Annotated in this window: 15 protein-coding genes; 2 read left to right on the forward strand and 13 right to left on the reverse strand. The window is 67.2% G+C overall.

Features of this window, described 5'->3' with window-relative positions; all coding sequences use genetic code 11:
* Window positions 1–51: 51 nt before the first annotated feature.
* From hemC to GOAMR_RS13135, 4 genes are all read right to left on the reverse strand, one after another.
* On the reverse strand, window positions 52–984 hold the full coding sequence (gene hemC, locus GOAMR_RS13120) for a hydroxymethylbilane synthase (RefSeq protein ID WP_005188353.1): 933 nt from the start codon (window positions 982–984) through the stop codon (window positions 52–54).
* Window positions 985–1037: 53 nt separating this feature from the next.
* A complete protein-coding gene (locus tag GOAMR_RS13125; protein ID WP_005188355.1) occupies window positions 1038–2396 on the reverse strand; it encodes a glutamyl-tRNA reductase in 1359 nt (452 codons plus the stop codon).
* The gene (locus GOAMR_RS13130; protein WP_005188357.1) at window positions 2393–3106 is read right to left on the reverse strand and encodes a redox-sensing transcriptional repressor Rex; all 714 of its coding nucleotides are present in this window, start codon (window positions 3104–3106) and stop codon (window positions 2393–2395) included. The genes GOAMR_RS13125 and GOAMR_RS13130 overlap by 4 nt, the downstream gene beginning before the upstream one ends.
* Before the next feature lie 115 nt (window positions 3107–3221).
* On the reverse strand, window positions 3222–3497 hold the full coding sequence (locus GOAMR_RS13135) for a glutaredoxin family protein (protein ID WP_005188358.1): 276 nt from the start codon (window positions 3495–3497) through the stop codon (window positions 3222–3224).
* Between the two features lie 163 nt (window positions 3498–3660).
* On the opposite strand from GOAMR_RS13135, the gene GOAMR_RS13140 reads away from it, so the two are divergent.
* Entirely contained in the window at window positions 3661–4830 is a 1170-nt protein-coding gene (locus GOAMR_RS13140; protein ID WP_005188360.1) for an HAD family hydrolase, read from the forward strand.
* A gap of 86 nt (window positions 4831–4916) precedes the next feature.
* On the opposite strand, the gene GOAMR_RS25600 is transcribed toward GOAMR_RS13140, so the two are convergent.
* On the reverse strand, window positions 4917–5258 hold the full coding sequence (locus tag GOAMR_RS25600) for a PASTA domain-containing protein (RefSeq protein WP_005188363.1): 342 nt from the start codon (window positions 5256–5258) through the stop codon (window positions 4917–4919).
* Window positions 5259–5320: 62 nt separating this feature from the next.
* Here GOAMR_RS25600 and GOAMR_RS25185 point away from each other — a divergent pair, with 62 nt between their 5' ends.
* Window positions 5321–5491 carry a hypothetical protein gene (locus GOAMR_RS25185; RefSeq protein WP_005188367.1) on the forward strand — a complete coding sequence of 57 codons (171 nt, stop codon included), beginning with the start codon at window positions 5321–5323 and terminating at the stop codon, window positions 5489–5491.
* A gap of 4 nt (window positions 5492–5495) precedes the next feature.
* On the opposite strand, the gene GOAMR_RS13150 is transcribed toward GOAMR_RS25185, so the two are convergent.
* The 8 genes from GOAMR_RS13150 to GOAMR_RS13180 all read right to left on the reverse strand — a co-directional run bounded on the left by GOAMR_RS13150 (window position 5496) and on the right by GOAMR_RS13180 (window position 13647).
* Complete coding sequence (locus GOAMR_RS13150) at window positions 5496–6656, reverse strand: zinc-binding dehydrogenase (RefSeq protein WP_005188371.1); 1161 nt, start codon at window positions 6654–6656, stop codon at window positions 5496–5498.
* An 82-nt stretch (window positions 6657–6738) separates the two neighbouring features.
* Window positions 6739–8457 carry a subtype B tannase gene (locus GOAMR_RS13155; protein ID WP_005188373.1) on the reverse strand — a complete coding sequence of 573 codons (1719 nt, stop codon included), beginning with the start codon at window positions 8455–8457 and terminating at the stop codon, window positions 6739–6741.
* 291 nt (window positions 8458–8748) lie between these two features.
* Entirely contained in the window at window positions 8749–9873 is a 1125-nt protein-coding gene (locus tag GOAMR_RS13160; RefSeq protein WP_005188376.1) for a lysophospholipid acyltransferase family protein, read from the reverse strand.
* A gap of 142 nt (window positions 9874–10015) precedes the next feature.
* Complete coding sequence (locus GOAMR_RS13165; protein ID WP_005188379.1) at window positions 10016–11068, reverse strand: NAD-dependent epimerase/dehydratase family protein; 1053 nt, start codon at window positions 11066–11068, stop codon at window positions 10016–10018.
* Between the two features lie 105 nt (window positions 11069–11173).
* Window positions 11174–11275 carry a 30S ribosomal protein bS22 gene (locus GOAMR_RS24195; protein ID WP_003402602.1) on the reverse strand — a complete coding sequence of 34 codons (102 nt, stop codon included), beginning with the start codon at window positions 11273–11275 and terminating at the stop codon, window positions 11174–11176.
* Between the two features lie 225 nt (window positions 11276–11500).
* Window positions 11501–11722 carry a helix-turn-helix domain-containing protein gene (locus tag GOAMR_RS13170; protein ID WP_005188381.1) on the reverse strand — a complete coding sequence of 74 codons (222 nt, stop codon included), beginning with the start codon at window positions 11720–11722 and terminating at the stop codon, window positions 11501–11503.
* A 186-nt stretch (window positions 11723–11908) separates the two neighbouring features.
* Window positions 11909–12784 carry a pyrroline-5-carboxylate reductase gene (proC, locus tag GOAMR_RS13175; protein WP_005188383.1) on the reverse strand — a complete coding sequence of 292 codons (876 nt, stop codon included), beginning with the start codon at window positions 12782–12784 and terminating at the stop codon, window positions 11909–11911.
* Between the two features lie 29 nt (window positions 12785–12813).
* On the reverse strand, window positions 12814–13647 hold the full coding sequence (locus GOAMR_RS13180; protein ID WP_005188386.1) for a thioesterase family protein: 834 nt from the start codon (window positions 13645–13647) through the stop codon (window positions 12814–12816).
* Window positions 13648–13662: the final 15 nt, after the last annotated feature.

Consider the following 13662-nt stretch of genomic DNA (forward strand, 5'->3'; position numbering starts at 1 on the left):
TCTCGTCGGCGGCGGCACGTCCGGCCTGCCCGCCGCGCGTCACGACACGGGTCAGTCCGACGAACCGGTACCGATGAGCTCCGCGGCTCCCAGCTCCAACAGTTCGGCGGCGAGATCCTTACCCAGCTGGACGGCCTGATCGACCGGGCCCACCACCGAAGCGCGGATCACATCGGATCCGTCCTCGGCCGCCACCCCCGCACGGAGCGAGAGCTCGTTGAAGATGTGCCCGTCGTCGTCGATCGACTCCACCACTTCGGCGATGGCTCCGACCGGTGCGGTGCATCCGGCCTCCAGGGCCGCGAGCAACGCCCGCTCGGCCTCCACGGCCGACCTTGTGGACGGGTCGTCCAACTCGGCGAGTATTCTCACCAGTTCGGCATCGTCACCGCGACATTCGACGGCCAGCGCCCCCTGTGCGGGGGCGGGAAGCATGACCACCGGATCGAACGCCTCGGACACCACTTCGGTGCGTCCGATGCGAGCGAGTCCGGCCCTGGCGACCACGACTGCGTCGAGTTCACCGCCGGCGACTTTGCCCAACCGAGAATCTAGGTTGCCTCGTAGGGGGCGAATTTCCAAACCGAGACCCAATGCTCTAAGCTGTGCCGCCCTCCGGGGCGACGAGGTCCCGATCACCGATCCGGCGGGCAGCTCACCGAGGACCAGATTGTCCCGGCTGACCAGCGCGTCCCGGGGATCTTCGCGGGGCGGGATCGCGGCGATGTTCAGGTCCGGTTCGGGTGCGGTCGGCAGGTCCTTGTAGGAATGCACAGCCACGTCGACCTCGCGGTTGCGCAGCGCCACCCGGATCGCGGTGGTGAACACCCCGACCCCGATCTCGGCGACCGGTGCCGCCGACGCGTCGCCGTCGGTCTTGATGATCACCAGTTCCGCCGGATGCCCGGCGGCGGTGAGTGCGTCGGCGATCGTCTGCGCCTGGGTGGTGGCCAGCTGAGAGCCACGTGTGCCGATCCGAATCACTGCATCGCCCCTGATCAGTGTGGGTATTGGTAGGTGGTTGGTGCCGGCGGCGCTCAGCGCTGCGTGCGGCTGGGGTCGTCGAGTCCGGTTTCCGGCGCCGACACCGGCCCGGTGGCGCCGGGCTTGAGTTCGAACAGTTCCCGCAGGGCCTCGGCGTAGTGGTCCCCGTTGGGGGTGGCGGCGAGTTGCTTGACCCGCACGGTCGGTGCGTGCAGCAACTTGTCGACGACGCGCCGCACGGTCTTGGCGACCTCGTCGCGCTGCGGGTCGTCAAGTCCGGGCAGCCGGGTTTCCAGGCGCAGGATCTCGGACTCGACGACCTCGGCCGCGCGCTGGCGCAGGGCGGCGACGGTCGGGGTGACCTCGGCCTGCCGCTGCGCGGTGAGGTAGTCGGCGAGTTCGGCGGCCACGATCGACCGGGCGGCGAGCGCGTCGTTCTCGGCGGCGCGGGTCGCCTCGTCGTCGCGCAGGCCGGCGATGTCGACGATGTGCACGCCGGGCAGGCGGGCGGCGGCCGGGTCGACGTTGCGGGGAAGTCCCAGGTCACAGATGACGAGCGGCTGCGTCGAGGTGCGAGCGGCCAGCGCTTTGTGCACCTCGCCCACACCGACGACGGCCCCGACGCTGCCGGTGGCGACGACGACGATGTCGGTGTCGGCCATCACCGACGCCAGGTCGTCCAGGCCCGCCCCGCGCACCGAGATGCCGTGGTTGGCGGCGACATTGCCGGCGAGATGTTCGGCGTTGGCGAGGGTCCGGTTGACCACCACCAGGTGCCCGACACCCTCCCGCGCCAGGTGCGCGGTGGCCAGGCCACCCATCGCGCCCGCGCCGATCACCACGGCCGACCGAAGCCGGGCGGCATCCGGGTCGCCGGCGGTGATGAGCGTCTTGGCGCGGTGCAGCGCCACCGACACCACCGAGGCACCGGCCCGGTCGATGCCGGTTTCGGTGTGCACCCGCTTGCCGACGCGCAGCGCCTGCTGGGCCAGCTCGTGCAGGGTGCGCCCGGCCGCCTTGTCGGCGTCGGCGCTCAGGTAGGCGTTACGGATCTGTCCGAGGATCTGCTGTTCGCCGACGACCATCGAGTCGAGTCCGGCGGCGACGGTGAACAGGTGCTCGACGGCGGCCTCGGAGTAACGCACGTAGGCGTGTTTGGTGAGGTCGTTGATGCTCATGCCGGAGTGTTCGCCCAGCACCTCGCCCACGGCCTCCAGGGCCGGGTGGAAGGCGTCGACGACGGCGTAGATCTCGATGCGGTTGCAGGTGGAGACGAGCATCGCCTCAGAGATGGAGCGGTGGTTCAGCAGCTTGCCGACGAGTTTGGGGCGGTCGAACTCGGACACGGAGATGCGTTCGAGCACCTCGACCGGAGCACTTCGGTGCGATACTCCGAACAACAGAACACTCACGCGGTCACCGCTTCTTCGCCCATAGCCTGATTACTCTCTGTAGTAGGCACAATACGGTTCCGTGCGGCGGAGCTGTGCACCGCATAGGCCTGAAAGCCGAGCACCTGCAGTTCCAAGGCTAGATCAACCTGCCGGACCACGACGTCGGACTCGACGGACAGGTGCACCGGGGTGACGTTCAGCAACTGCCGGATACCGCTGGCGGTGAACGCGTCGCAGGCCGCCTGGGCGTCGTCGTCTCCGGTGGCGATCACCCCGAAATCGATACCCTCCGCCAGGCCCGCGCAGGTAGCCCCGACCTCGCTGAGCGGGACCACCACCAGATCGTCGGTGAATCGGGTCCCGATGACGGCCGGGTCGGTGTCGAACAGCGCGGCCACCTTGAATCCCCTGCCGAAACCGGCGTGCGAGATGAGCGCGTGCCCGAGCCTGCCCGCCCCGGCGAGCGCGACCATGTTGGTGTGGTCGGTGTGCAGGGCCAGCTTGATGCGGGCGGTCAGCCGGGACACGTCGTAACCCACACCCCGCACCCCGGAGGCGCCGACATAGGACAGGTCCTTGCGCAGGATCGACGGGTTCACCCCGGCCGCGGTCGCCAGCTCGACGCTGGAGGCCACGACGGTGCCGCGGGCACTGAACGAGCGCAGCACGTACAGGTAGGTTGCGAGGCGGGTCACGGCCGGACGCGGAATCGTCGGCGGCTGCCCCATCACTCGCCACATCCTCTCGATCCGGTCCCGGTCAGTGCTCGTCTCAGCCTAGTGCCGACGTGTTCTGCCTCACTGCCCGGGATGGGCTTTCGGTGCCCGCTCGCAAGCTCGCGGATCAGGCCTTGGCGCGTGACCTCAGGTCGGCGAGTAGGCGGGGTGCGTCCACCTCCCAGTAGCTGTGTTCCTCGCCGTCGAGCAGGACGACGGGCAGACGGTCCCCGTACTCCGCGCGCGGCTCACCGTCGCCGGCCGCCGCGGCCTCGTCGACGTCGACCTCGGTGACCGGTACGTCGAGGGGGCCGCAGATCCGGGCCAGGTCCTCGCGTGCCCGTCCACAGGCCGCACAGCCGGCCCGGACGAGCAATTCGATTCGCGGTGCTGTGAGACCCATCTCGTTACCTCCGTGGTCGATCCGGTTCCGCGCCACACTCACCCCAGGTGAACGGCGCGCGGCGTGCGGTTGTTCCAGTTTCCCGCCCCACCGCGGGGCCGGTGCGCGGGCCCCCGCCAAGTAGGGTGGATCCGAACACTCAAGTTGCGCGGGAGGTGCTCCGGTGGGCGACACACAGGACGCGGATCAGACGGGTTCCGGCACGGGGACCGACGGTGTCGATTCCCGCGCAGAGCAGGTCGACACCCCGGCGCAGGAGCCGACGACTCCGCTACCCGACGACTGGGAGGCCCAGGCCGAGATCGTGGACCCCGACGGGGCCGCGGACGACCCGAACGACGGCGACACCCCCGAGGGGGACGCCGAGATCGACGAGGCGAGCCGGGTCACCACCTGGATCTCCGAACGTGCCAGCGCGGCGTCGGGCCGCTTCCGGCAGACTGCCGCCGAACTGCGTCAGCGCCTGGCCGGTGAGGCCAGCGCCGAGGCTGCTGTCGACTCCCTGCGCGCCCGCGAGGGCGAACGCGACGACGCCGACACCCCGAAAGCACCGCCGGTGCCCCGCGATCTCACGGCGGCCGCGTTCTTCGACGTCGACAACACGCTGGTGCACGGCGCGTCCATCGTGCACTTCACCCGGGGGCTGGCCGCGCACAATTACTTCCGCTACAGCGACATCCTCGATGTGGTGTGGGCGCAGGTGAAGTTCCAGGTCACCGGCAAGGAGAACGCCGACGACGTCGCCGAGGGCCGGGAGAAGGCGCTGTCGTTCATCGCCGGCCGCCCCACCTCCGAGTTGATCGACCTCGGCGAGGAGATCTACGACGAGTACATCGCCGACAAGATCTGGCCCGGCACACAGGCTTTGGCGCAACGCCACCTCGACGCCGGTCAGCAGGTGTGGCTGGTCACCGCCACCCCGCTGGAACTGGCCCAGGTGATCGCGGGCAGGCTCGGACTCACCGGAGCCCTCGGCACGGTCGCCGAAAGCGTCGACGGCGTGTTCACCGGCCGCCTCGTCGGCGATATCCTGCACGGTCCCGGAAAGGCACATGCGGTGCGCTCCTTGGCCATTCGCGAGGGCCTGGACCTGAAACGGTGCACCGCCTACTCCGACTCCCACAACGACGTCCCGATGCTCTCGCTCGTCGGCAAGGCCGTCGCCATCAACCCCGACTCCGACCTGCGCGACGTCGCCAAGGTACGCGGCTGGGAGATGTACGACTTCCGCACCGCCCGCAAGGCCGCGAAGTACGGCGCCACAACCGCTTTGGCCGTCGGCGCCGCCGGTGGCGGAGCGGCCGTCGCCGCCCGCATCCTCCGCCACCGCTGACCCGGTTCCCGCTCACCGCTTTCGCTCCCGCTCACCGAATAACGTGAGCGTTTCCCAGCTAAGTGAGCGGGAATCACTTCACGCGGCTAACAAGAATTGGGTTCGTCGGTTTTCACGACGGACAGAACCGCGTCACCTTCCGAGATCGGGGTTCCCGGATCCGGAGTCTGTGCCACGACGATCCAATTCCTGTCCATGATCTGCAGACGCCCCTGGCCGCTGGCATCCTCGCTGCGCGAGAAGAACACACCGGCTTCCTGGATTTTGTCCTGTGCCGCTTGTAAATTCATGCAGACGACGTTCGGCATCCTGGCCGCCGAACCACTGTCGTCCGTGGCGGCGGACCTCTTCTCGGTCTTTGTGACCGGCACCTGTTCGGTCGACGGTTCCGGCGTTTGGGTCGCGGTCACCGTTTCGGTTTCCGTCACCCGGGTCACCTTTTCGGTGGCGGTGACCGTCGTGGGCGTGGCCGCATCGTCCCCGGAAGAACATGCGCGCTCACTACGATTTCACCGAGTCAGGTGAGTACGGCGGATTCGTGGCGGTCAGCGTCGTCGACGAGAACGGCGGCCCGGTGTCCTGCAAAGTCTATGTCAACGGCCAGGTCGTGTCCAAGTCCAACGACAACAGCGATTATTACAGCTTCGCGTCCTGCTACTGACCGGTCACAGCATCGCGTTGCTGGTGGGGTCGATGAGGATCTTGGCGTGCTGTTCGGCGGTGCCGAGAGCCTCGAAAGCATCTCCCACGGCGTCGAATCCGATGGTGGCGGTGATGAACGGGGAGACGTCGAGGCGGCCGTCGGCGATCATCTGCAGCGCGGTGGTGAATTCGGCCGGGTCGTAGTAAAACGTGAAGCGCAGTTCGAGCTCTTTGTTGACGGCCATCACCGGCCGGAAGGTATCGGGTTCCATGCAGACACCGACGACGACGATCCGGGAGCGGAACGGGGCGCCGGAGACGATGTTCTCGATCATCCCCGGGGCACCGACGCATTCGAAGACGACCGGGCCGGAGGGTACGGCGCCGAGACGTTCGGCGGCGTGGAACACCGGCTTCCACGGCAGCACCGGGAGGCGGCGCAGGCGGCGCATGGCGTCGAAGGCGAGGCCGAGCATGTCGGGCGCCTTGGTGACGTAGCTGCGGCGTTCGGTGGCCTTGTCGTAGGGCGACTCGATCCGCGGGTCGACCACGACGTCAGCCCCGACCCGCTTGGCGAGATTGCGACGGGCCTCCGAAAGATCGCTGGCTACAACATGTTTGACACCAGTGGCCTTGAGCACCGCGATCACCGCGAGGCCGATGGGGCCGCAGCCGATCACCACGGCCACGTCGCGTTTACCGACCTCGCCGCGGCGCACGGCGTGATAGGCCACCGCCATCGGCTCGGTGAGCGCGGCCTGCTCGGGTGTAACACCCTCGGGCACTTCGAAAGTCAGGTCCTCATTGGCCACGACGAAATCGGCGTACGCGCCGGGCGCCGACTCGGTGAACCCCGTCAGGTGGCTCTGCCCGTCGTGCGACACGATCGGCAACGCGACGACGGGGGTGCCCGGCACCCAGCGTTTCTGGCACTGCGGCCCGTACGAGATCACCTCGCCGGTGAACTCGTGCCCGAACACCACCGAATCACCCTTGCGCATGAAGCCGTTGTAGCCCACCTCGGCCGACATGTCGGCGGTGGCATCGCAGTGCACGCGGGCGTGCAGATCGGAACCGCAGATGCCGGCCCGGGTGACCCGCAACAGCACCTCGCCGGGGCCGGGTACCGGCGTCGGCAGATCCTGCACCGTCAGTTCACCCTCATGACAGACCACTGCGCGCACGTTCAGCTCCCTCGTTCAAGGCCACCAGTTCTGGCCCTCACCCTAGTCCCCGGGGCCACGTGAACCGACACCCTGCTGCGAACTACTTCGAGCCGAGTTCACGCACCCAGGCGAGGAAGTCGTCGGCATCGTCGTTGGCACCGTGCCCCTGATCCCAGTACATGAGGTGGTCGACCTTGTCACCGAGCATCACCAGGCTCGCGGTGAGGTTGGTGGAGATCGTGAGCGAGGTATCGGAATCCTTGGTACCCAATCGGATCCACCACTGCTTGGACCGGCCCGGATTCTTCGCCGCGATGTGATACATCGGGTTCATCTGGTTGGTGCGTTTCGCGGTGTCATCGGGCAACGCCTTGCCCTTGAGGCCGGTGGTGTCCCGTTTCTGGCTGTATTCGGTGATGTGCCGCGCCTTCTCGGTTCCGTGCCCGAACAGATTGTTGATGTCCAGGGACAGATCGAAGGCGTCGAATGCGGGGGCGGGCTTCTTCCGGGTGCCCACATGGTCGGTGAATCCGTCCCACGTGAACGATGCCTTTCCACTCGAATAGGTGATGAACGAGTTCTCTTTGAGGTAGGTCTGCCGATCAGCCGTGCTGAGCCCGGACAGGTAGGTGGTGGCCGACGGGATCAGGTACTCACGCAGCAGGTAATCGTGATAGTTGCCTGCGTTCAGTGCACCGAAACCGTTGCGACCCTCCAGCTTCAGCTTGTCCTGATACTCGGCGAACTGAGCAGCGAGTTCCTTGGTCACGGTCGTGTCGATGCTCGACGTGTACGGGTTGGCACCCCAGCAGAATTCGTAGGCGGCATCGGCGTGTTCGAGATCGGTGATGGGGCACCATGATCCGGTCGCGTACACCGCATCCGAGGCGTCGGCGGCGCCGATCTCGGCAAGTTCGGAGCTGTACAGGTCACTGTCGCCGGACGCCCCGAGCAGTGCCGACACCGCCCCGCCGGCGCTGGTACCGGTGGAGACGATGCGATCAGTGCGGCCGGGGATGCGGCCTTCGTTGAAGCGCACGTAACGGACCGCGGCCTTGAGGTCGACGATGACCGCCGGGGCAGTGCCGTAGTAGTCGCCGGAGTCGCTGACCAGGGTGCGCCCGCGAGCGCCCGGCTCGACCACGACGAAACCTTCGGCGAGGGCGATCTCGGGAATGGACACCATCTTGCCCATGCTGTTGAGCATCGCATTGCCGCCGGACTCAACCTCGGTACCCGACGCGGACGTGGACGACTGTGCTGCCGAAGAACTGGGGGCCGCAAACGAACTGGCGGCCGCCGACGAACTGGAGGCAGCCGACGAAGTCGGGGCACTCGACCCGGACGCGGACGAAGACGAGGACGAACCCTGTGTGCCCATTCCCACCATCTGCCCGCCGCCCACCGCGGTGGCCTCGGCCACCGACGACGGCATGTAACCGCCGACGGAGTTGGCGAACACGATCGGCGCCGTCGATGCGTCGACCTTCTTGCCGTCGATTTCCGTCGGAACACTGACGGTCAGGCACTGATAGGTCTCATCGACCGGCTTGGTGACGTAGGTGATCGGACCATAGAAGCGGTAGGTGACCTTCTTCGACGATCCGTCGGCGGCCGAGATCGTGGCGGTCTTCTCGGTGAAGGAGGCCGGGTCGAACACCAGATCACCTGTTGCCGTTCCTGTTCCGGAAGATTTCGGCGACGCGGAGGACGATCCGCTCCCGGAGTCGCTGTCGTCGTCGGAACAGGCCGCAACCGCGGCCAGTACCAGCGCCCCGAATCCGGCCAGGGCCGCGCGGCGGGTGATCTCTGACGGCATGAATGCCACCTCCGGTGGTATCTCGCTAGGGTTACGTATCGCACGCTTGCGGGCTGGCCCGCACCGGTCACATTCGCCAGTCAACCACGCGATACCCCTCGATATTCTGCGAAAGCACCCACAAGTTCCTGTGCTTGCGCTGTCTTCCGGGCCGTTGCCAACAGTCGCCTGTGAGGTCGCTGGAAATGTTTCCGAGAACCGGGAGTTCCCCCGCGCCGCGCGATTACGATCGGTCGAGAAGGTCAGCGAACGAACACCATGACAGTGCGCCTTAGGCGGCCTTAGTCGGGGTCAGCCGAAGTAGACGCTGCCGCGGCGGCTCAGCATGCGGAACAGGGTCTGCTGGATCTCCTCGCGCACGTGGTCGGTGAGGTCGAAGACCACCATCGGATCGTCGGCGGCGGACTCGTCGTAGCCGCTGGTGTCGATGGGCCGGCCGAAGTGGATATGCCACTTGGACGGCAGCGGCACCGCACCGAGCGGGCCGAGCAGCGGGAACAGCGGGGTGATCGGGAAGTACGGCAGCCCGAGCATCCGCGCAACCGGCTTGAGGTCGGCGATCATCGGGTAGATCTCCTCCGAGCCGACGATCGACATCGGGATGATGGGTGCCGAGTTCTTGAGCGCGGTGGTGACAAAACCGCCGCGGCCGAACCGCTGCAACCGGTAGCGGTCCTTGTAGGGCTTGCCGATGCCCTTGAAACCCTCCGGCCACACGGCGGTCAGCTCACCGGCGCGCAGCAGCCTGTCGGCGTCGTTGGTGCAGGCCATGGTGGCGCCGATCCGGCGTGCCATCTCGCTGATCGCCGGCATCTCGAACACCAGGTCGGCGGCCAGCGCCCGCAGGTAGCGGCCGGTGGGGTGGTTGTCACGGACCGCGATCGAGCACATCAGCGCGTCGATCGGGATGACGCCGGCGTGGTTGGCGACCAGCAGTGCGGCACCCTCGGCGGGCAGGTTCTCGATGCCGGTGACCTCGACGCGGAACCACTTCTCGTACACCTGGCGGATCGCCGGGAAGAACACGGTCTCGGTGAAGTGCGGGTCGAAACCGAACTCGTCGACGTCGTAGTCGCCGGTCATCCGTTCGCGGATGAAGCCCGCCGTGGAGGTGAGGGTGTCGGCGATGGCGCCACGGATACCGCCGAGGCTGAACAGCGGGCTCGAACGGACGTCGTTGCCGGTTTCGGCACCGAGGCCGTCGGCCAGCGTGATCTCGTCGGTGATGGGCGTGACACTCGCCGGTGGCATGCCGAATCCATCGGTGTTGGGATGGCCCGTCAGCTGGCTGGGATGCCTGCGTTCGGACAGGTCCCTGCCCATGGCCGCACCGTCGACTCCGTTGGGAGTCGCGTACAGCTGAATGACCTTCGCGGTACGTGCGTCGGTTGCTCCAGTCGGCACGGTGCCCACCATCCTCGCGTGGTTGCTTCAATCCGGTCCCGAGCGGGGAACGCAATGTGATGCGCCGCTGCCGTCCCCCTGGGCTGTCCTGAATTGAATTGTAAACGTTGCAATTGCGTTGCGCATACTACACAGTGGGGTCTTTAGTCCTACATCACACCTCGACCAATCGATGCGCCGCCGACACCACCCGATGTTCGAGACCGCGCCAGGTGTCGGCCCCGATGACCGGGCTGGACGAGCCCCGGCGGATGAAGTCCTCCAACGTCTGATCCGTCGTGTAGCGCGGCACGAAACCGAACTCCGTCCGCATCCTGGTGGTGTCCAGGACCCGGCCGTAGGTCAGGAAGTCGGTCTGGCTCGACCGCAGCTTGGCCGAGCGCAGATCCTGGAAGACGCCGGTGATCGGCGCCAGCAGCCCCTTGGGCACCGGCATCTGGATGTGCCCGAGCCGCCGGATGGCCTGCGTGAGGGTCACCACGCCGTCGCCGGACACGTTGTAAGTGCCGGGCCGGTTGGCCAGCACCGCGTGTTCCATCGCCGCGAGCGCGTCCTCCTCGTGCAGGAACTGCAGGCGCGGTTCCATTCCGATCACGGTGGGCACAATCGGCAACGACAGATACGACCCCATCCGGGTGTTGATCCGCGGGCCGAGGATGGCCTGCGGGCGCACGATGGTGATGTCGATGTCCTGTCGCCTGCGCGCCAGGCCGCGGACGTAGCCCTCGACGTCGAGCAGGTCGCGGCCATAGCCGACCTTGGGTTCGCGCCGGGCCGCGGTGCCCTCGGCGAAATGCGACGGATCCTTGGAGCTGGCCCCGTAGACCATCGCCGTGGACCGCAGCACCACCCGCTTGACCGAGGGACTGCGCTGGCAGGCGGCGCACACCTGCATCGACCCGATCAGGTTGAACTCCTTGATCGCCGCCGAATGCGGCGCCGCCTCCATGATGGAGGTGGCCGCGTGCACCACGGTGTCGACGTTGTAGGAGGCGATCGCCTTGGCGATCGACGGCCGGCGGATGTCCAGGCGCAGGAACTCCGCCCGCCCCATCCGGCGCAGCAGGTCCTTGCGCGGCACCCGCGAGTCGACGGCGAGCACCGTCTCGATCTCGGGGTTGGCGGCGAGCCGGGCCACGAGATAGCCGCCGAGAAAGGTCGACGCCCCGGTGACCAGCACCGACCGCGGTGCCTCCGGCGACGGCATGTGTGTCTCCCCTGTCATGGCTAGAGAGTAGGCCATGCCGGCGGGCACGGCACACAAGCGAGGGACCCGCACAGCCTGTGCGGGTCCCTCGCCGTGAAGTCGAGCTTATTTACCGAGTTTGCGACGCTGAACGCGGGTACGGCGCAGCAGCTTGCGGTGCTTCTTCTTCGACATGCGCTTGCGGCGCTTCTTGATCACTGAACCCATTGGGGTGCTTCCTCACGCTCGACGCTTAACCTTCTGTGCTTTCGGCGCATTCGGGGTCCGACCTACCGGCCGTTACTCGCCAGAACCGAAGCCCCGCAAACGCCGTCGCCGGTCAGGTCGACCGAGAGCCGTCGGGGATCGCAGCACGCGATCCCCTAGCCTACCGGCCGGTGACCTCCAGACGAAATCGAGGTGCCGACCCGGGTACGGCGATCGACGCTGTGCCTAGCCGGCGTCGAAGTAGGAGGTCTCCAGATAGTCATGAACCGCCTTGGCGTGCACACGGAACGAACGGCCGACGCGAACCGCGGGCAGCTCACCGCTGTGGACGAGGCGATAGACGGTCATCTTCGAGACCCGCATCAGGGATGCGACTTCTGCGACGGTGAGGAACTGCGACCCCGAGGTCGTGCTGCTCACTGTTCCGGTCTTCTCTACAGGTGCCATGACTTGCTCATTCCTCCGGTGCACGAATCGCGGCCGCCGGCTTCCCCTCCGGCGAACTATCAGTCACGTACGTGCTTTGAGCAGCTTAACGGGGCAGATGTGAAAAAAGCGACGCAAGTGGCCTGGCGAAACGTCTATTTCACCCCTGGGACCACAAGATGTAGTGGTTCTTGCTTGTTCTAACCACTAAACACGGGGTGCGGCAGATTCACCTGGACCGGCCAATCCGCCACCTAAACCCTCAACGTCGACTCGACGGCCAGCGTTTGCGCTGTGGGCGGCGCAGGCACGCATCGCCTGGTAGACGCCGTGCCGGAACCCGGCCGCCTCAAACTCGCGGATCGCCTCGGCGGTGGTTCCGCCCGGTGAGGTGACCGCGGCCCGCAGATCCACCGGGGAGAGCCCCGACTCACTGAGCAGGATGCCCGCACCACGAATGGTCTGCACCGCCAGCTCACTGGCCTGAGCGCGGGTCAGTCCCAGCCCCACACCGGCATCGATCATGGCCTCCACCAGCAGGAACGCGTATGCGGGACCCGATCCCGACACGGCGGTGACCGCGTCCATCAGCTTCTCGGGGACCACCATCACCTTGCCGACCGCGCGCAGCAGGTCCAGCACCGCCTCGAGCTGATCGTCGCTCACGTAGCGGCCCGGCGAGACCGCCGACATCGCCTCGTTGACCAGCATCGGGGTGTTGGGCATGACCCGGATGATCGATGACCCCGCCTGCAGTGCCGTCTCGTACCGCGACAGCGGCAGACCCGCGACCAGCGTGACCACCACGCGTTCGGTGTCCCCGTTGTCGTCGACGGAGGCGATGTCGCGCAGCACCTCGGTCACGCCGTCCGGCTTCACCGCGATGAACACGAACTGCGCCCCCTCGACGGCGTTGACCACGTCGGTCACCAGCACGCCGTACTCGTCGGCGACCTCGGCGGACCTGACCTCGGACTTCTCGGCGACGACGAGATCCTTGGTCTGCTTGCCCGACTGGATCAGCCCGGCGAGCAGCGCCTCACCGATCTTTCCGCCACCGATGATCGCGATACGTTGGGACACTTGCCTTCTGCCTTTCGTCTGGGTTGCGGCTACTTCGGGAGCAGCGCGAGCTGACGCGACTGCGTGACAACCGCACCCGTCGAGTCCACCACGAGGTGGTCCGCCTCGAACATCCCGGGGCCCACCTGCACACTGGAGTTCTCGAACCGCAGCCAGCCCGGCGCCGGATCACGGCGCAGGTAGGTGGTCAGCTGCACTGTCGGTGCCCAGCCGAACATCCCGAGATTCATCACCACCGGCGGCGAGGCGTCGGCCACCAGCACCGCGAAGTCGAGGTCGGGTTCGGAGCCCTTCGGCCGCGCCCAGCCGACGATCCGCGACGGCCCGGTCTCCCCGCGCATCACGTGAAAGGTCTTCGGGTCCAGCATCATGTCGAGGGCGGGACCGAAGTGCACGATGTCGCACATCGGGGAATCGTCGACCGACACGCCATCGGCGGGCGGCGCCACCGGAACCGTGTCGAGTCCATGCGGCGCCCGATGGACCGGCTCGCCCTCACCGCCGTACGCCAGGGTCACCGTCGAGGCGACCATCGTCCGCCCGCCCTGCGCGATGTCGACGGTCAGCACCGCGACGGTCCGGCCGTGTTTACGCACCGACACCTCGACGTCGACGACACCCGGGTTGGGTGCCGACAGGTAATCACTGGCGATGGCGACCGGCCCCAGCCCACCGGCCATCGGCGCGAGCTCGGCGAACGCCTGCCGCGCCGCCGCGACCGCGACCATCTGCAGGGTTCCGCCGTGTACCTTGGGTCCGATCGTGAAGGCCGGGTCGACGGTCGCGGTGTAAGACAACACGCCCTCGGCGCCCGCGCCCGGTGCGGGGCTCAGGGTACGGACCGCGGCCAGAAGTTCACTCATCACTGTTCTCCATGT

It is taken from the genome of Gordonia amarae NBRC 15530 (genome assembly GCF_000241345.1).
GTDB lineage: Bacteria > Actinomycetota > Actinomycetes > Mycobacteriales > Mycobacteriaceae > Gordonia > Gordonia amarae.